This is a genomic window from Marinobacter sp. S0848L, from assembly GCF_023016065.1.
Lineage (GTDB): Bacteria > Pseudomonadota > Gammaproteobacteria > Pseudomonadales > Oleiphilaceae > Marinobacter.
In genome coordinates this window covers 125,214-143,305 of the sequence record NZ_JALKAQ010000008.1, presented here as the reverse complement: position 1 = coordinate 143,305, position 18,092 = coordinate 125,214, and the positions used below count along the sequence as shown (strand labels likewise).

At 51.7% G+C, this 18,092-nt stretch carries 15 protein-coding genes and 1 tRNA gene; 12 read left to right on the top strand and 4 right to left on the bottom strand.

All coding sequences use genetic code 11. The features are described 5' to 3' along the window. From MWU64_RS11360 to MWU64_RS11350, 3 genes are all read right to left on the bottom strand, one after another. Positions 1-76, bottom strand: a tRNA-Val gene (locus tag MWU64_RS11360). A 255-nt stretch (positions 77-331) separates the two neighbouring features. Beyond that, positions 332-1,192: a DUF2846 domain-containing protein gene (locus MWU64_RS11355; RefSeq protein ID WP_247064474.1), complete on the bottom strand. Its 861-nt coding sequence runs from the start codon at positions 1,190-1,192 to the stop codon at positions 332-334. A gap of 129 nt (positions 1,193-1,321) precedes the next feature. Beyond that, positions 1,322-2,272, bottom strand: coding sequence for a hypothetical protein (locus tag MWU64_RS11350; protein ID WP_247064472.1), 951 nt, complete (start codon positions 2,270-2,272; stop codon positions 1,322-1,324). A 175-nt stretch (positions 2,273-2,447) separates the two neighbouring features. On the opposite strand from MWU64_RS11350, the gene purE reads away from it, so the two are divergent. The 12 genes from purE to MWU64_RS11290 all read left to right on the top strand — a co-directional run bounded on the left by purE (position 2,448) and on the right by MWU64_RS11290 (position 15,200). Next, a complete protein-coding gene (purE, locus tag MWU64_RS11345; RefSeq protein ID WP_247064470.1) occupies positions 2,448-2,939 on the top strand; it encodes a 5-(carboxyamino)imidazole ribonucleotide mutase in 492 nt (163 codons plus the stop codon). Between the two features lie 37 nt (positions 2,940-2,976). Beyond that, on the top strand, positions 2,977-4,095 hold the full coding sequence (locus MWU64_RS11340; protein WP_247064468.1) for a 5-(carboxyamino)imidazole ribonucleotide synthase: 1,119 nt from the start codon (positions 2,977-2,979) through the stop codon (positions 4,093-4,095). 71 nt (positions 4,096-4,166) lie between these two features. Continuing rightward, complete coding sequence (locus tag MWU64_RS11335; protein WP_247064466.1) at positions 4,167-4,745, top strand: Fe-Mn family superoxide dismutase; 579 nt, start codon at positions 4,167-4,169, stop codon at positions 4,743-4,745. Positions 4,746-4,996: 251 nt separating this feature from the next. Beyond that, positions 4,997-7,066, top strand: a complete 2,070-nt coding sequence (locus MWU64_RS11330; RefSeq protein WP_247064464.1) for a GGDEF domain-containing phosphodiesterase — start codon at positions 4,997-4,999, stop codon at positions 7,064-7,066. A gap of 20 nt (positions 7,067-7,086) precedes the next feature. Next, positions 7,087-7,677 carry a LemA family protein gene (locus tag MWU64_RS11325; protein ID WP_247064462.1) on the top strand — a complete coding sequence of 197 codons (591 nt, stop codon included), beginning with the start codon at positions 7,087-7,089 and terminating at the stop codon, positions 7,675-7,677. 10 nt (positions 7,678-7,687) lie between these two features. Further along, the gene (locus MWU64_RS11320; RefSeq protein WP_247064460.1) at positions 7,688-9,670 is read left to right on the top strand and encodes a M48 family metallopeptidase; all 1,983 of its coding nucleotides are present in this window, start codon (positions 7,688-7,690) and stop codon (positions 9,668-9,670) included. 258 nt (positions 9,671-9,928) lie between these two features. Then, a complete protein-coding gene (locus MWU64_RS11315; RefSeq protein WP_247064458.1) occupies positions 9,929-10,582 on the top strand; it encodes a uracil-DNA glycosylase family protein in 654 nt (217 codons plus the stop codon). Positions 10,583-10,674: 92 nt separating this feature from the next. Continuing rightward, positions 10,675-12,192: an LA2681 family HEPN domain-containing protein gene (locus tag MWU64_RS15480; protein WP_247064456.1), complete on the top strand. Its 1,518-nt coding sequence runs from the start codon at positions 10,675-10,677 to the stop codon at positions 12,190-12,192. Positions 12,193-12,276: 84 nt separating this feature from the next. Continuing rightward, a complete protein-coding gene (locus tag MWU64_RS11305; RefSeq protein WP_247064454.1) occupies positions 12,277-12,855 on the top strand; it encodes a hypothetical protein in 579 nt (192 codons plus the stop codon). Between the two features lie 157 nt (positions 12,856-13,012). Then, positions 13,013-13,594, top strand: a complete 582-nt coding sequence (locus MWU64_RS11300) for a hypothetical protein (RefSeq protein ID WP_247064452.1) — start codon at positions 13,013-13,015, stop codon at positions 13,592-13,594. An 85-nt stretch (positions 13,595-13,679) separates the two neighbouring features. Continuing rightward, positions 13,680-14,252 (top strand): hypothetical protein, encoded by a 573-nt coding sequence (locus MWU64_RS11295; RefSeq protein WP_247064450.1) that lies wholly within the window; start codon positions 13,680-13,682, stop codon positions 14,250-14,252. A gap of 84 nt (positions 14,253-14,336) precedes the next feature. Continuing rightward, a complete protein-coding gene (locus tag MWU64_RS11290) occupies positions 14,337-15,200 on the top strand; it encodes a hypothetical protein (RefSeq protein ID WP_247064448.1) in 864 nt (287 codons plus the stop codon). A gap of 244 nt (positions 15,201-15,444) precedes the next feature. Here MWU64_RS11290 and MWU64_RS11285 read toward each other — a convergent pair whose 3' ends face one another. Further along, positions 15,445-17,943 carry a penicillin acylase family protein gene (locus MWU64_RS11285; protein ID WP_247064446.1) on the bottom strand — a complete coding sequence of 833 codons (2,499 nt, stop codon included), beginning with the start codon at positions 17,941-17,943 and terminating at the stop codon, positions 15,445-15,447. Positions 17,944-18,092: the final 149 nt, after the last annotated feature.

The window sequence follows — 18,092 nt, the reverse complement described above, 5'->3', positions numbered from 1 at the left end:
TGGTGGGTGGTACTGGGATCGAACCAGTGACCCTCGCCTTGTAAGGGCGATGCTCTCCCAGCTGAGCTAACCACCCACTTCGAGGCTTTACTGTTCTTCAAGCCTTAAGCAGTCACTTGCGCGCTTTAGCGCTTGTTGATTCAGCGTTGCTGTCTCAACCAAGTGAGATGCGCATTTTAAGCATTTCTTCGGCGGTGTCAAACGTTTTCCCGAAAAAATCTAAAGTTTTTCAAAACACCGCCAAAACCGAGCATTTATTGACCAAAAACAGCAACTTGAACCCAAATGGCGCTATGCTCTAGCCCGCCGCCTTAGTGTAACCGCTCACCCCTCAAAAAATCCACCAGCCCCCAGAGGATTCCGCCTCTTTGCGGCGCTCGCGCTCTTGCTCGAGTTGTGCGTACTGCTGCTCAAGCTCTTTTAACCGTCGGTCGCTTTCAAGCGGCTCAGTGGGGCCGCCGCCGAACGGCCAGTACCATGAAGCGGACTCGTACTTACCCTGCTCTTTCAGCCGTTCGATCTCCAGCTCTCGCTCTTCCTCAAGGGCCACCTTTCGCTTTTCATAATCGTCGTCTTGGTTTTCCTCAACGATAGACGTGGCAGCGTGGTTCGGTGCCAACAGATCACTGTTCAGGAACAACGTTGAAACGATTTCACCCGGTTTCATCGCATAGCTTCGGGTAACCAGCTGCAGATCACCCGATGCCAACGGATCATCAGGATCCAGTTCCGGGTGGCGCTCGTCCGGCTCGCTGAGCTCGTTATAACGCAGATAGTAAATTTGGCCCGGCTCAACAGTCAGCGTGGCGTCCGCAATCAAGCTCAAACTGAATGAACCCAGCCCTTCAAGCCCCAGCAGAGGCCGGCGCATGGCAATGTGCCGCTCGCCAGGCGCTACCTCAAGCCATGTAAAGCTGTTATTTCGGATATTGAAGTAATGATGGTCATCTATGTAGACGCTGGGCGCTTCGATTTCGTCGCCCGCCCATTCAGAGTCGGTTCGGTAGAAATAGAGCAACGCATTATTCTGGTCCCAGTCATCGGTATCGATGTGTACAAAGTTATGACCCGACACCGGATGCAGAAAACCACCGACACTCTTACCAATGGATTGGTACACCGTACAACCAGAGAACGCCACCACACAGCAGAGCATGGCGGCGCTTTTGACGAAAGGCACTCGGATTCTCATTGTTTTTTACACTCTTCATCCCTTTTCGAGTTGCCTGATCATATCAACTGCTACCCGAGAGAAATGAGAGCTACCGCAAGGGATGAATACAAACCGTTACATTCAACCCTCGCGTACTTTCAGCTCAGATCACTGACTGCCCGCTCCGGAACGAATCTGATTCACCTCTTCAGACAAACGCACCAACCGGGAGGTTAACTGCGCCCTTGAAGCATTGATCGACGCGACCGTTTGCTTCAACTCCGACAACTGAGCCTTCAATGCTCGAACCTCCCTGTTCTCGGTTTGCGCGCCCACCTTTTTCTCCAGTGTCGCAATACGAGCCTCCATCCCATCAATACCGAGTTTCTGCTCTTGCTCAAAACGCTTAATACGACGATCAACCAGCGGCGCGACTCCCTCAATTTTTTGCTCAACGGCTGCAACCTGTTTTTCCGTCGCTTTATCTGACTGCTCGAGGGCGGCAACCGCACCTTTCAATCGTTCGTTCACCTGAGCCACATCTCCTGCTAACCCGGTACGCACTTTTTCCAACTGCGCCTCAAGGTCGGAAACAACTTTCCCTGCGCCCGCCTGCTGTTTCTCGAGGCTGGCAATTTTTTGTTGCTGTTCATTCAGCCGCTGTTTGTTCTTTTCATTTGCGATAACCCAAAGCTTACGTATCTCGCTATCGGCCGAGTCCAGACGCTTTTCATTGCCAGCAATCTGCTTTTCTAAGCGAGCACCCCGCTCCTGCAACGACTCGCCCGTTTCAGACAACTCCCCCTCAAAGCGAGCGAGCGCGAGATTGCTTTGCCGCGCCCAGTAATCGGCATCCTGTAGCTGGCTTTCGAGAACCTGAATACGCTGCTCCTGCAGGTACCAACCGGCCCCGGCCGCAACAGCCACAATAACCAACAGCACCCACAGCAACGCGTTACCGCCACTCGCACTACCCTTGTCTTTGGCTGGCGATGGTGATTTTTGTGGTTTCCCAAGCTTCTCTTGTTTCGTTTTTGGTTTTACAGGCTCTCTTGGCTCGGCACCGCCAAACGGCTCGTCTGCTCGCAGCTCATCGTCATCGGGACGAATGGGTTCCATTACAACTCCTGAATACAAAGGGTTTGATAAGGTAGATTAGATAATACGCTCGCCAATCAAAACGTTAAAATGAATAACCATACAGGTGCCCTGTTTGGCGTCAGCCTCTGTCTTGCATGGCGGGGGACCAATCCATACAATGGCCGGCTTTCCAATTATCACAGGACTGTTGCTTATGCAGCCGCTTGTAGGTCTTATCATGGGCTCAAAATCCGATTGGCCCACCATGGAACACGCCGCCGACATGCTCGACAAACTCGGTGTGCCTTATGAAACACGAGTTGTCTCTGCCCACCGCACGCCTGACCTTCTGTTTGATTACGCGAAAACCGCTTCAGATCGTGGTTTGAAGGCCATTATCGCTGGCGCTGGCGGGGCCGCACATCTTCCGGGCATGGTTGCATCACAAACCTCGCTGCCGGTATTGGGCGTGCCGGTTCAGTCCAAAGCATTGAACGGCCTGGACTCGTTGCTTTCAATCGTACAGATGCCCGGCGGCATCGCGGTCGGCACACTCGCCATTGGCAAAGCCGGCGCGACTAACGCCGGTTTGTTGGCAGCGCAGATCATCGGCACTTTTGACGACAAGGTGCGCGAAGCGGTTGACGAATTCAGGGCAACTCAAACACAGACCGTGCTGGACAATCCTGATCCCAGCGATCAGTAATGCCCACTCCCAAACCTTAAGAGGCAGGAGCGTTCGAATGAAAATCGGTGTACTAGGAGCTGGCCAACTAGGGCGCATGCTGGCACTCGCCGGATACCCGCTAGCCAAAGACTTTGTCTTTTACGACATGTCGGGAAGCCCCAGCGCAGGCCTTGGCGAAACCATCGTAGACCGGAACGGGGAACAGCTGGACAACTTCTTATCAAAGGTTGACCGAGTCACCTACGAATTCGAACACTTGCCGGTAGATGTTGCCGAAAAGCTGGCTCAGCATAAGCCGGTACACCCCTGCCCCCGTGCGCTGAAGGTATGCCAGAATCGGGAAGAGGAAAAAACCTTATTCGGCCAACTGGGCATCCCAACCCCCGAATGGAAGACAGCAGACAGCGCTGAATCATTGAAAGCCGCAGCCGAAGCGCTCGGTTGCCCGGTAGTCGCCAAATCGATCACGGAAGGCTACGACGGCAAGGGCCAGGCGGTTCTGAAATCCCCGGCAGAAGCAGAAGCGGCGTGGGCATCGATAGGCCACCCACGAGTTATCGTCGAAAAATTCGTCAATTTCAGCCGCGAAGTCTCGCTGATTGCTGTGCGCTCGGAAGACGGCAATGTCGCCTTCTACCCGATTGCCGAAAACACCCATCACGAAGGTATTCTGCGCTACTCCATCGCGCCAGCGCCCGGGCTCCCGGCCCACGTTCAGCAAGACGCCGAGCGGTACATCAAAGCACTGCTCAACGAATTGGAGTATGTCGGCGTGCTCACCCTGGAGTTGTTCGAAACAGAGAACGGCCTGGTTGCAAACGAAATGGCGCCCCGGGTTCACAACTCCGGTCATTGGACCATCGAAGGCGCCATGACCAGCCAGTTCGAGAACCATATTCGCGCAGTCAGCGGCCACGCACTCGGCAGTGTTGAAGCTCGAGGATTTAGCTGCATGATCAACATCATCGGCGAGCATGGCGACATCGAACGCATTCTCGAGTTACCCTACGCTCACGTTCATCTTTACAACAAAGGCGAACGCCCCGGGCGCAAGCTTGGGCACATCAATATTCTGGCGGACAGCTACGAAGAACTGGTCTGGCGTGTGAAAAACTGCGCCCAGTTCCTACCTGGCAGCCCCGAATTTACGTGCAGTCTTACAGCTAAGGGTTGAATAAAAGAAATCCGCCCCTATATTGCTTGTACGCACATTCACAAACAAAGAGAGACAGGGAGAACGACCTCATGGCATTTGAACTTCCCGCATTGCCTTACGAAAAGAACGCTCTGGAACCGCACATGTCCCAGGAAACTCTTGAGTTCCATTACGGCAAGCATCACCAGACTTACGTAACCAAGCTGAACGGCCTGGTTGAAGGTACTGACAATGCGGATAAGTCTCTGGAAGAGATCATCAAGAGCGCCAGCGGCCCTCTGTTCAACAACGCCGCTCAGGTATGGAACCACACATTTTTCTGGAACTGCCTGACACCTAACGGTGGTGGCGAGCCAACGGGTGCAGCTAAAGAAGCCATCGAAAAAGCGTTCGGCTCTTTCGACAACTTCAAAAAAGAGTTCAACGACAAAGCCGCCAACAACTTCGGTTCTGGCTGGACCTGGCTGGTTAAAAAGACCGACGGCAGTGTTGAAATCGTCAACACCAGCAACGCCGAAACCCCACTGACTGGTGCAGACAAGCCTGTTCTGACTGTCGACGTATGGGAACACGCCTACTACATCGATTATCGCAACAGCCGTCCAAACTACCTGGAAGGCTTCTGGAAGCTGGTTAACTGGGATTTCGTGAACGAAAACCTGGCCTAATAAGGCATCCAGAACGAACAGCGAATAAAATCTCGCTGTCAGACCAGAAACGCCCGCTTAGAGTTTCTAAGCGGGCGTTTCTGTTTTTGAAATCGTTCAAACTGCAACAAAACGATACACGCATTTTCAAGACATAACACAAATTTCAGGCATACTCGGTGGCGCCGTATTCAGCATCAACCATACTGTTGTGCAGGCTGCCTTTTAACGCGACCCAAATCCCCCTTTTAGCCCAACACAAATGAGCTGTAATGATCCGCACACGAAAAACGCTTGAAGCCGAAAACCATCTGGGGTTTAGAATCCTGGGGTGGGTGCTGGCTGTTGCGTTAATCGCAGGGCTCGCACTTAGTACCGTGCAGGTTGTGCTGGACGCACAAAAGGTATCATCAGAGCTCGAGCGTCAGGCAGAAGAAACGCTTGCGATGGTGTATGACGCAGCTACTCAAGCCGTATTCAGCATTGATGAGACGTTAGGGCAGCAGGTTGTTGACGGCCTCTTCGCCCTCGAAGCCATTAATTTTGCTCGGATTGCACATCTTGATGGCAGCGAGCTTAGTAGTCGACAGCGTACCCCAAGCCACCTGGACTTCCGACCCATTACCGATCTTATCTTCGGCAAGGTGTGGGTCTACAGAGAAGTCCTCAAGCGTAACGAAAATCCGAACGAACCATACGGTTTCATCGAAATTCACCTCGACACCGCACACGATGCCAACACATGGCTGATGCGGGCACTCACAACCTTTATCTCGGGCATTGTGATTGCTTTAATACTTGGATTAACTCTTTTCATACTGTTCAATTGGCTGTTGGCTGGCCCCTTGCTGCGGATTGTGCACGCCCTGAAAAAGGTCAACCCTGACTACCCGGATGAACACCTCCTTTCGGTCCCTAAGGGGCACGAGAAAAACGAACTTGGCCTTTGGGTGAATGCGACCAACAATTTGCTTGTTGCGATCGCCGAGAGCCAGCAAAAGTATCGTGAAGCGGAAGACCGGGTCAGCGAGTTGGCACGCATTGACACCCTGACTGGACTGCCCAGCCGCGATGCCTTCCTTGAGGACTTGCAACAGATCATCGAAGCTTCCAAAGCCAGGGGCAACGCCTTCTCTTTGATGGTTTGCGGCATCGATGATTTTAAATCGGTGAACGAGCAATGCGGCTTTCGTACCGGAGACCTGATTCTGAAAACCGTCGCCAACCGTTTGACCGCTAACTTCACTGCAGACCGGTTCACACTCGCGCGCCTGGGAAGTGACCAATTTGTGGTGGTCGAGAAAAAACTCTGCGACAACTTTCACGCTGCGGAAACAGCTGAAAAAATTCTGGCGATTGTTGGCACCCCTGTCGAAGCGGGCAGCCATCGCATCTCACTGACATCAACGCTGGGCATCTCGATCTTCCCGAACGATGCCTGCGAAGCCGACCGGTTGTTGCAAAGCGCCGAACAAACGATGGCACTGGCGAAACAGAACAGCCACACCCGTTTTCAGTTTTACGTGGCCAGCATCGATCAAGAGATCCGCGACCGAAAACAGATGGAAAAAGACCTGGCTCAAGCCATAATAAACCAGGAATTCCATGTTGTTTACCAACCCCAGATCAATCTGGAAACCAAGCGGGTTATTGGTGCCGAAGCGTTGCTGCGGTGGGTGCACCCCGATCACGGCTTTGTGCCCCCGGACAAATTCATTCCAATCGCGGAAACCAGCGGCCACATCGTCAACATTGGTAAATGGGTGCTGGAGCAAGCCTGCAAGCAGGTTGCAGAATGGGCAGCATCCGGCTCCCACCTGAGGATCGCAGTGAACCTGTCAGCCGTCCAATTACGACAGGACTCCATTGTGGAAGATATTCTGACGCGTATCGCCGAGTACCAAATTCCGCCAGGCCGCCTGGAACTGGAAATCACCGAAACCAGTTTCATGACCAACATCACCGATGCGGTCGCCAAGCTCCATCAATTGCACCGTGCCGGGATAAGCATTGCCGTCGACGACTTCGGCACCGGCTATTCATCCCTGACCTATCTGAAAAAGATGCCGGTCCAGCACCTGAAAATCGACAAACAGTTTATCCAGGACCTTCTGGTCAACGAGGAAGACACACGAATTGCCAACACCATCATCGATCTGGGCCGAAGCCTGAACCTGACGGTTATTGCGGAAGGTGTAGAAACGGAAGAGCAAGAGCACTACCTCACCCAACGCGGCTGCAAGCTCGCACAAGGGTATTTTTTCAGTAAGCCGTTGTTGCCGGACGATTTTGAGAAATTTGTAAAGACTTTCCACGCCAACATCGTGGAAAATAACGCCTAAATACAGCTCGAGGGTTAAGCATGGGAATGACAACAGTCATCGGCCTTGTTGTTATCGCGGTTGTCGTGATTTATCTGATATTCATCTACAACAACCTGGTATCACTGCGCAATCAGTTCAAAAACGGCTTTGCTCAGATAGACGTACAGCTACAACGTCGACACGATCTCATCCCCAACCTGGTCGAAGCCGCCAAAGGCTATCTGGACCATGAGAAATCTACCCTCACTCAGGTTATGGAAGCGCGCAACAACGCCGTTAGCGCACAGAAAGACGCCGCCAAAGACCCGACCGACAACACTAAGATGCAGAGACTGGGTAGCGCCGAAAACTTGCTGACCAAGGCGTTGGCCAACTTCTACGCCGTTTCCGAGAACTACCCGGAGCTGAAGGCCAACGAAACCATTCAGCAACTGATGGAAGAGCTATCCAGCACCGAGAACCGGGTTGCCTTTGCACGCCAAGCCTACAACGATGGCGTAATGACCTATAACATCTTCCGTGAGAAGTTCCCCAACAACATCATCGCCGGGATGTTTGCGTTTAAAGAAACCGCCCAACTTCAACTGGAATCTCCTGAAGCCCGCCAGGCCCCGAAAGTCAGTTTCTGAGGCCTGATTGATGGCAACACCCGGTTTCTTTCAGCGCCAGGCGAACGCCCGGCGCAATACCAGCCTTCTTGTTTTTTTGTTTCTCACCGCCGTTGTACTCATCACCTTGGCGGTCTGTCTGGTCGGCTACCTCGTCACCCGCAGTGAAAGCTCCCCCCTGCCCTTTCATCATTGGCTGCTGTCTTCGCACGGCATAACCACCGCGGTGGCAGTCGTCGCTTTGATCGGAATTGGCTCGCTCGTACGCTGGGCTGATCTGGCTGGCGGCGGTTCGCGCGTGGCGAAAATGGTCGGAGCACGGCTGATCGATCCGGACACCCGCGATCCCGACGAACGCAAACTGCGTAATATTGTCGAAGAACTGGCGATTGCCAGTGGCGTGTCCGTACCTGACCTGTACGTGATGGACGGTGAAACCAGCATCAACGCATTTGTGGCGGGCTACAGCCCGGGTGAAGCGGTGATGGTGGTCACCAAAGGGGCTCTGTCGCAACTCGACAGGGACGAACTGCAAGGCGTGGTGGGCCACGAGTTCAGCCACATTCTAAATGGTGACATGCGCCTTAATGTACGGCTGATTGCCATTCTTGCGGGCATTCTGATGATTGGCCAGATTGGCCAGTTCCTCCTGCGAGCGGGCTTCTACAGCAGCGCCACACGTAGCCGAAACAGCGACAATCGCGCGCAATTCGCCATGGGCGTTCTGGGCCTGGTTCTGATGATTATCGGCTACGTAGGCGTTTTCTTCGGCCGCCTGATTCAAGCGGCAGTGTCACGCCAACGGGAAATGCTGGCAGACGCGTCTTCGGTACAGTTCACCCGAAATCCGGAAGGCATTGGCGGTGCATTGTTCAAAATTGGCATGGCCAGTGCGTACCTCGACACCACCAGCCATGCCAGCGACATGAACCATATGTGTTTTGGTGAGTCTGCCCGCATGAAATTCAGCTCGCTGCTGGCTTCACACCCGCCCGTCAATGAACGCATTAACGCGATACAACCCGGATTATTAGCGCGCCTTCGAAGCCGCTTGAGAGATACCGAGCCGAGCTCAAAATTACAAACAAACGCCCCTCAAGCAGAGGCTGTTCGGTTCGCGGACCTGGCCAACCAAGTTGCTGGCCCTGCACGTGGCACACCAGGCGCCCGGCTTTCTCCGTTGCGGTCCTCTTTCAACGAAACCGCACCTCAGCCTGCGGCCCAGTTGTCCACTCGGGTGGGCACCGTTACGCCACAGAGCGAAGCCTTTGCAGCCGACCTCTTGCAGCAACTGCCGGCTACTTTCCGAAATCTGCTCTACACCCGGGCCGGTGCCATCCAGCTTTGTTACGGTTTACTGACGTACCACCTCCCCGCCAACGAGCGCGAGCGCTGCTTAGCACTTTTGCCCGAACACACACTGATGGGGGAACAGCAGGACATACTGGCCAAGCTGTACCCCACTCTTGAAACGTTAGGTGAAGCCGCCCGATTCCCGATTCTCGAATTGGCAATGCCGGCACTCAGAAAGTTAGATGCCGACGAACGCCGCCTACTCCTGAGTAACGTCCAAAAACTGGTCACTGCCGATAATCGGCTGAGCTTATTCGAACTGGCATTGAACACCTTCCTGAACCGGCACCTGGCTCCCAACGCAGAACAGGCGGTGCCGGTAAGGCACAGGAACTATCGCTCGGTAAGGGCTGACATTGAATGTGTTGTCGGGCTATTCGCCCGCGCTGGCTCCCATTCCGAGCAAGAGGCAGCCAAACTCTACCAGGAAGCCATCGCAGGCTTCTTCTCAGAGCCAAATCAACCTCCGGCTTCAACAGTCTCTATCAAAGAGCTACAGGCCGCTCTAGCCTCTCTGAGCAGGTTGTCGCCCTTATTGAAGCCCGGCATCATCGATGCGTGCGGTCACTGCATTGCGCATGACGGCAAGGTGGAGGTTCGGGAATACGAATTGATGAGGCTGGTAGCCGATCAACTGGATTGCCCTATGCCGCCACTGTAAGTGTATTGGAAACCATAATTGGGACCGCTTCGACATTTTATAACCATGTAGGCACACCCTGAGGACTACTGATAGGTTTGCTATTAAACAAAAGCGAACATTCGCCCCGCACCAGTCGAGCTCCCCAAATTCCCCGACTGAGGCAAACATTTGCCTTCAGCAATACACCTATGAAAAGCTCAGTGCTCAAAGCGTTCACCAAAGTGGTGCAAGATCAGCAGCCGTTTATGGCGGCGCTATATTCAAAGGAGTACGCGCATGACAAAGGATGAAATTCCGAGCATTGCTAAGGAGAGCCTCTCGGATCTCTTGGGGGAGCCAGGAGGCATCCTTTACAGCAGCCATGAGACATTGAAGCCCGGAAGTGTTTATTTGCTCGGCTTTAATCCGGGTGGCAGCAATGGAGCGCCACTTGGTGAAAGCGTACAGTCGATGTTGTCATTCAGTGATAACTCATACATTGATGAGCGCTGGAGCAATGGTAATGGTGCATGGGAGCCTGGGGAGGCTCCACTTCAAAAAAGAATTCACTGGTTGCTCAACGAACTTGGGTTGGAAACTTCAGCGGTCTGTGCGAGTAACCTGATTTTCTTTCAAAGTCGATTGGCTAACGACATAAGTTTTTCTTTAGCCAAGAGATGCTGGCCAGTTCACGAAGCCATTCTGAAAGTAGTACAACCGAAGCTAATAATCGCATTCGGAAACTCTGTCGATTCCCCTTACGGATATTTGCACGCGATGTTTGGGGGAAAAGAAGAGAATATGCCATCGGGTCATGGCAACTGGCAGGTAAAAGGCTTTCGTTGTCGTATAAATGATAGGCCAGTTTATGTGGCAGGCTTACCACATCTGAGTCGTTACTCCCCTGTGGGGAAGCCTCAAGTAGTGCAGTGGTTAGCTGAGCATCTGTGAATATACCAATCGGCTGCACGGCGACCGATTTTCCGCCGCTTCGCGGCTCCCAATCGCCGCGTGAGCGGGGCGTTAGATTTTCAGGAGGCTGAGTGGAATTTGCTGAACAAGCGGAAAAGCTGAATCGCTTGGTCGATGAGAATCCGCAGGAAGCTATTCGTCAAGCGCTGGAGCTCTCCGGGAGTATCAACATTGATATGTTGAAAGCAGTCATTCTGGTGGACGCTGGAGGGTTACTGAAGGACTTTGATTCAGTCTTTAAAGGAGTTGAAATTTTTCGGTTTATTGTCGGCAAGTGTAAAGAAAACTCGGAGCTCAGCTATAACTTGGCGAATGGCCTGCACGCTCTTGCCTTGTCTACGAGGTACGAAGGGTATAGCTGGTATGGAATAACTGAAAAGTATCGATTAGAAGCACGCCAGCTCTTCTACAAAGCAGCGATTGATTCGGAAGCATCTCATGACACTCGGTCTCAGTCCTTTACTAATTTGGGTAATCTTCTTTGGTCCTCCTATCGCTGGGTAGAAGCATATGATTTATATTCTCAAGCCCTAGAGGAAAACCCAAAAAATGGGGTCGCAAGCTCTGGCGCCTTAAAAATGCTCAGGTATGCATTGAATCAAGGCTTGGGCGAGCCCGAATTGGTGAAGTCAGAAATGGAACACCTTGCAGATCATGTTAGTCAGAATATCGAAACAATACATTCATACTCTGGTGAACATGGGGTCAACGGGATCACGGGCGAAATAACTGATATTCGTCCAATCAAAAAAACAGAGAAAGTCGCTCATGTTGATAACTATGAGGGCTTCGTCGTAAAAAACAATCTGACGCTCTCGCCGACCATTCACTCCCACGCACATGGTTCTCAATACTGGGACAATATTAATATAGCGTCGGTAATATCGACTACAGGATCAGGCGGGAGCGTTCCTGAGATTTTTGCGATGGTCAACGTCCTAAAATCTGAGTACATACTGGCAAGGCAATTACTCTTCGACGCATCCCATGAGCGCTTCAAAGAAACTGGCAATTATAATGACACTCTCGATTACGCTTGCTACGGCGTAAATCAGTCAGCTTTAGCTTTGGCCCAACGTAGTGCTTTGGACATCCTTGATAAAATCGCGGTGGCTTCACTGTCTTACTTGGGGATTGATGGGGCCAAGGGTGCATCGATGAAGACTGCCTGGTTTAAGAAAGTTAAGAAGGGCCAAAAAACGAGAGAGTTGGCCCCAGTAATTGAAGAAGAGGTTGAGAAAGGCAATACCGCACTTCTGGCAATGACTGAGATTTCTAGAGATTTATCGAATGAACAGGGTTTTTTGGCAATAAAACAAAGCTCAAGAAATTCCTCAACACATCGATTTACCGTGCTCCACGACATGGGGTTGCGACATGAGAGTGGCGAGTCAGATTGTGTTGAACACTACCGTTTTCAAGAGTTTGCACGCGAGTCTCTCCAAACTCTCAAGCTGGCTAGGGCTGGTGTGGTTTATTTCGTGCAAATGGTCCTAATTAGAGAAAGACGGCTCTCCGGGGAGAGAGACGGTGTTTCTTTACCACTATTCGTGCCCTCTCATGAATATATCCGTGGGCTCGAGGGGTGAAAATCTAACAAGTGGCTGTTGGCGGACGCACCTACGCTGCGCTCCGGCGCGCCCAAAAAGCCAAGCGTTAAACCCAGGAGACCTATGGAATTAGAGGCAGTTATACAGTCAGCCATTATTCCGACGATCGTAACCGCAATCATCGGGCCTCTAATTTTCTTTGGTCTCCGGAGATGGGATGAGAAAAACCGGAGAAATTTTGAGATTCGGTTTTCTGAATATAAGCATTACCTGAAAGCGTTGGAGCAGATCTCTTCAACCAGTCATGCCCAGTTTGAAGAATTCATGACCGAGACATACGCAAAATGCTTGAGCGAGATTCTTGCGTCTGAGGGCCAGTCAAGTGATCCAGTTATCCGTTTGAATGAGGAGCTGAATCATCTAATGGCCGGAATTAGAACCTCGTTTTCTCAAGCTACGGGTGAGCTCAATGGTCTCCGGCTGGTCTGTTCAGACAAGCTACAGGAACTGATAAATGAGTATGTGAATATCCAGCGTAAATTAATGGACGAATCCTGCGCGGTGCTGCGTCGGCTCGAGCAAATTGATCTGGCGGACCCTACATCCATGTTCAGTGGAGAGATGAAAGCTGAGGGGGAAAGATCTCAAAAGCTCTTCGAGGATATCGTTCGGCAAATGCGCTCAGAACTGAAAATCGGGTAAGGTTTAACAATACGCGTCACACGGATGCCCTTGCTTCCGCTTCGCTATGTCAAGGCCACTGGAGCGGAGCGCTCTGCGTCACCCCCAAGGCTGAATGTCCGCTTTGCGACCGGGCTGTACTCCTCGAATTCGTAAACAAAAGCGTGAAAGGTATCCAGTGGTCATAGATCTAGATCAGCATAAGAATGCTCTCACCGGTGATCCGCGTTCAGTCCGTGTAAAGGCCTATCACTGTACTCGTGCAATAAGGGGCGATATTGCTTCTTCGGGTCTGAAAAAATTCGACTTAGAGGAGCGTATCCAATATTTGGACGGAGTGCTGATGGCGGGTGGCCTTTCCCGTGGACTGCTTGATGATTATTTTTCTGAAGTTCGACGGTTTATAAGTGGTCAAAATTTGAGAAGTCGGGAAGGGAAAATATGCTTTTGCCTCAACAGGGCCCTCTTCGAAGACGATGATGGTTGTGAAAAGCTTTTTCGATACTTTGGCGGAGAGGCTCTGTATAAGCTTGCAGAGCAGGTGCCAAAGTTTGGTGAGGTAAGAAAAGCCCTTGAGTCGATTGGAGAGCCGCTGGTGGTTACAGCATCTATTCCATTGAATGCGATGCTACCATTTCAGTCGGATAGGGTGAGGAGGTATTTGAGCGGTGATATTTCAGAGTGCTGCGAGGCCTTCATAAACGTAGACGTACCTCCGTCGGACATCATGGAGATCGGAGTCTTCAATAAAAACCATTAACAATCGGCTGTTGTCGGACGCGCCTGCGCTGGCGCTCCGGTGCGCCGCAAAGCCATGGCGTTGTAAGTCCTGAGATGGAAACCATATGGCAGATAAAAAAGTAATCCAGACTAGGAAAAGAATTGTTAAACCCCACGCTACGATTGCGAATATTTCTTATCATTTGGATAAACATGCGCGTGAGTACCCGCGAGGTTCGCAGCTATTTCGGATGGCCGGGTTGGTTATGGAAGCGTTCTTTATCGAGGGGTATGCAACCGTTGTTGCCCAGAATCTTCCGAATACTTACGATCTCCTAGCAATACCTGGAACGAAGGAAAGGGTTAAGGCTATCTTCAAAGCAGCTGACTCTGGAGCGGACTTTGGTAAACGTCCTTATCAGTCAGTGACACAGCTCTTGTCGTTCCGCGACAACATGGCACACCCCAAAGAAGAGAATTTGAGAGAGGAAAAGATTATCTCAGTTGGGGAGCTGACCGATGACATTGATAGCATTCCCTGGAATCTGCGTACCGAAACAGAACAGTTTTGCACCCCAGAAAACTCTCTTCAGGTTCGGCAAGACATAGCCGAGATAATGAGTCGAACTTGGAACTGTGACTGGGATTCACATGCGCTCGATCCAGGTATGGAAACTGTCGACAGAAAAGTGGAGTAGTCAGACGTACAACAATGCGCGTCACACGGGTGGCCTTGGCGTTACAAGTGAGCTGAGTCTTGCTCATAAAATTGAGGGAATGTCGTGTATGAAATAATTGCTGCGGCTACGAACCTAACTGCTTTAGCGGTTATTGGTTTTATCTATGCTGCATACATAAAGAATCTTCGTGCGGTCAACCAGCTTAAAGAGACTCAGCTAAAAGTTTCTGAGCAGAATTTAAAGCTTTGGAAGGATAAGGCCCTAGAGCTAGAACGCAGAGCGCCGGAGTTCGTAGAAAAACAACTCAGCGACAGAATAAGGGTAAGAGAGGAAGAACTTGCCAGATTAGTTGAGGATAGTGCCTCCCATGAAGAGCAAATTGAGCTAAAGAACAAAGAAATTGGATCGCTTCGAGACTCACTAGAAAAGGCAACTGAGTATCGAAACAGCATCACAGTCTGGGATTCTGAGGAAAAGGACTTTATTGAAGTTTCTGACAGTGACTTGGAGCAGAGATGCATAGGTTCAGTCTGCGTGGATAGCGCTAGCCTTATGATCTGTGACCCTTGGTATCTGAATATGCCGCCAGAAATTGAGGAGCTAGAACTTCCAAAACAGAAACATATGTACCGGGTCATCACTACAGGTGAGTTGTTCTGTACCGATGATGAAAATGACCCATTTCCTTCCGAGCTTTTGGGGCTGGAAGAAGAGTTAACCGCGCAAGAGATGGCTGTAAATGGGTTAACTAAAAAGATTGACTACAATGGAGCGTTACCTGCCATAGAAACCAGCTATATTGCCGGCAATCTTCGCGACCCGGACTATAAAAAAATCCGTCACCTGTCCTTTTCGAATGGCCGTTTGGGGGCAGGCATTGCTATATCTCTTGGAGCAGACGGCGTTTACCCCATCTACGTTGAATACTATAAAGACGTAATGCAAAGGATCATCATCGAAGTATGATTCTAAAATAAACGGCTGTTGGCGGACGCGCCTATGCTGCGCTCCGGCACCCCACAAAGCCAATCCTTATCGCACCATCTGAATGTTCGCTTTGCGACCAAGCCGAGCTTCCCAAGCTTTTAAACAAAGGCGGGCATCCGAATCCGTCGCTTTTTCTGAACATTACTAAGGTCGCGGTGAATTAGAAAGTTGGGAGCAGATCAATACGAAGCGGCCCCGATAAACGGGGCCGCTCACGCCTGAATTACTCGCGCAGATTAACGGTTTCCACGACCGCTGCTGCGATGTCCTCCTCTTTAAAAAGAATCGGTCGCCACTCCAGGTCGCTGTATAGCTCCGTCTGGTCTTTGAAGTGTTCGGCCTCAGGATCGTGATCCTGGCTATAGCTGAGGAACATATCAGCCTTAGGGCCTTCAGCTGTGTACTGAAGCGCCATCACAAAGCTGGAACCATAGTTTATCCGGTAAGCCAATTCATCCTGGCCATCACCGTCTTCGTCCAGAGCGAACAGAGGGCTGTCTTCAGTTGGCTGCCCCGTCAGGGTGTTCGCCAGGTCTGACGTGCTTCGGGAACTCGCCTTGGTTTCGGCCATGTTGAACACGCCCTCAAACGAATAACCTCCGGAGACAGGAATAGGCTGCTCACCGTCAGCTTTCAGGACATACTGCAGCGAACCCAAAGAGGCATTCAGCGAAAGACTATTGTCCGTCAACCTTGTCGCCGCTGCCGCAAGGGCCTGGAGCACCGGATCATTAGTTGCGTCAACAGGATCGATCGGCGCCAGACCGGAAGGCGTCATTGCCGGCGAATCGGGATCAAAGCCCGAAGCAAACAGGTCGTCGTCCAATTCCCGATGGCTGGATACACGGAATGCTGCAAGGAACTCCCGCATCAGGTGTGCACCCGCGCTGTTGATATTGTAGCGGCCATCCCAGTTGATCAAGGCCTGACAGGCAGCGCTAAGATCAAATGCTGCGCTCTGATAGGTAACCGTCGGGTAAGTGGTGCAACGCTGGGTCAGAGCGTTTTTCCACTCACTACCGAACAGCGAACCATTGTGCGTCATCACACTCTTGAGTTCCTCCAGAGAGAAACGGCCGTCCGAACCGGCCAGCCCGGAACTGCTGGTGTCAGTGAGCAGCTTTGCATTGAAACGAGTGCGTGTGCTTCGAATGGTTTGTTCTGGCCCGTAAAGAATACTGAAACCTTCAAGTGGTTGCTCCAGGTTTGAGAGCCAGTGGCTGCTGTTGGCATTGAAGACATAGTCGTTGCGGGTCTGTTGCGGTGCCTTGCTGAAAGGGATCAACCCTGGCGACAAAGTTTCACCGGTATCCAGCCACTCAAAATTGGAACTGTTTCCGGGCAGCAGGACACTGCCGGCACCATCCTGCCAGATTGGCGCCAATTGCGGAGACTGCGACGCGGCCCGCCAGTATTGCTCGGCCTGTGGCGTGAGGTTGGGTACCAGCGTTCCATCAATATAATTGGCGGTACCTTCGCGGTCGATCATCAGGGTGTTTACCCAGGGAATGCCCTGATTTTCTTCAAATGCCTGGAAGAAAACCTCACGACTTTCAGCCTTGCCCATCGCAAGCCACTGATCCAGCATCCGGGTATTGCCGTGGTTGGCGTCCCGGAAGGCGACTGCCGAGCCCTCTGTCCAACCTAAAGCTGGCGATAAAGAAGCCAGATTAACGACTGGGCCATGGTGACTGAAATAGACTGTTTGACTGTAGTTAGCAAGGCTACCATCCGGCTGTTTCACCGGTATTTCCACGGTTTTGGTCGCCATATCACGGTAACCACCGTCGTATTCATAACGGGTTGCATCAGCCGGATCGAGTTCCAGTTGATACAGGGTAAATCGTTTGGATTGGGAGACTGTGTGAGTCCATCCCAGATTGTTATTAAAACCAATCACTACTGCCGGCAAACCAATCATCGTAACGCCGGTTACGTCCAGTTCGCCCGGAATGGTCAGGTGGTTTTGGTAAAAACGCAGCTCGCCATCCCAGGGGAAATGCGGGTTGCCCAGAAGCAGACTGTTGGCACCGTCGGTTTTTTCATTCCCCAGAGCCCAGCCATTGCTACCAATACCTTCCGAAGTAAACACTTTGGCAGGATCCAGCCGAACATTAAATGCGGCCGCCTTGGAAGTGGGTGGCCGCGCGACGGCGATCGCTTCGATAAAATTTCGGGCGCTGGCCAGCCCGGCAAGATCCAGCTGGTAGGCGAGCAAATCCTGAGCTGTTATCGGCTCAACCCAGTCCGCACCGCGGCAGGGTGACGGATAATCACCGGGGCCCTGACGTTCCGCCAGAGAGCGATTGAAGCCTGCTGCGTAACCCTTCAAAAGTTCGCTGGACGGAGGGGACAGTTCTTTGAATAATTCAGCAGCCTGGGCTGGATAATCAAGAGCTTTGTAGCCAACGTCCGTCAGCAGGTTTACGTTCTGCTCGCCAGGCCCGAAGTAACGGGACTTTTGGGATTTCAGTTTGACCAGCTGTTCGGACAGTGTGCAGAGATTGTTTCTGGCATGATCATAACCAACACCGTATCCGAGAGAGCCATAATCATTTGCGGTAATGTGAGGCACACCATACTCGGTGTAACGGATATCAGCTTGATAGGACTGAGCCTGATCCGGTGATGACGAAGAACTTGCGTTATCCGACCCACCGTTGCAGCCTGATAAAATCACCGTGCCAAGTACAAGAAGGGCCGTGCCTGAGCGAATTTCCATAGAGGAGTCCTCGTTGTTTTTGTGTTTTTGCGAGGACTATTTAACGGCATCCGTCGGATCGGGTCGTCCGCATCGATAGATTCGATTACTTTTTTATTTAACGTTAAAAAACAATAGCCTGTGAGTTCGAATCGATCGATTCGTATATG

Bases quoted from the DNA above. Each gene is read 5' to 3' on its own strand.
- MWU64_RS11305 (WP_247064454.1), top strand. From the start codon at position 12,277: ATGGAATTAGAGGCAGTTATACAGTCAGCCATTATTCCGACGATCGTA.
- MWU64_RS11335 (WP_247064466.1), top strand. From the start codon at position 4,167: ATGGCATTTGAACTTCCCGCATTGCCTTACGAAAAGAACGCTCTGGAA.
- MWU64_RS11320 (WP_247064460.1), top strand. From the start codon at position 7,688: ATGGCAACACCCGGTTTCTTTCAGCGCCAGGCGAACGCCCGGCGCAAT.
- MWU64_RS11330 (WP_247064464.1), top strand. From the start codon at position 4,997: ATGATCCGCACACGAAAAACGCTTGAAGCCGAAAACCATCTGGGGTTT.
- purE (WP_247064470.1), top strand. From the start codon at position 2,448: ATGCAGCCGCTTGTAGGTCTTATCATGGGCTCAAAATCCGATTGGCCC.
- MWU64_RS11285 (WP_247064446.1), bottom strand. From the start codon at position 17,943: ATGGAAATTCGCTCAGGCACGGCCCTTCTTGTACTTGGCACGGTGATT.
- MWU64_RS11295 (WP_247064450.1), top strand. From the start codon at position 13,680: ATGGCAGATAAAAAAGTAATCCAGACTAGGAAAAGAATTGTTAAACCC.
- MWU64_RS11340 (WP_247064468.1), top strand. From the start codon at position 2,977: ATGAAAATCGGTGTACTAGGAGCTGGCCAACTAGGGCGCATGCTGGCA.
- MWU64_RS11325 (WP_247064462.1), top strand. From the start codon at position 7,087: ATGGGAATGACAACAGTCATCGGCCTTGTTGTTATCGCGGTTGTCGTG.
- MWU64_RS11350 (WP_247064472.1), bottom strand. From the start codon at position 2,272: ATGGAACCCATTCGTCCCGATGACGATGAGCTGCGAGCAGACGAGCCG.
- MWU64_RS11355 (WP_247064474.1), bottom strand. From the start codon at position 1,192: ATGAGAATCCGAGTGCCTTTCGTCAAAAGCGCCGCCATGCTCTGCTGT.
- MWU64_RS11315 (WP_247064458.1), top strand. From the start codon at position 9,929: ATGACAAAGGATGAAATTCCGAGCATTGCTAAGGAGAGCCTCTCGGAT.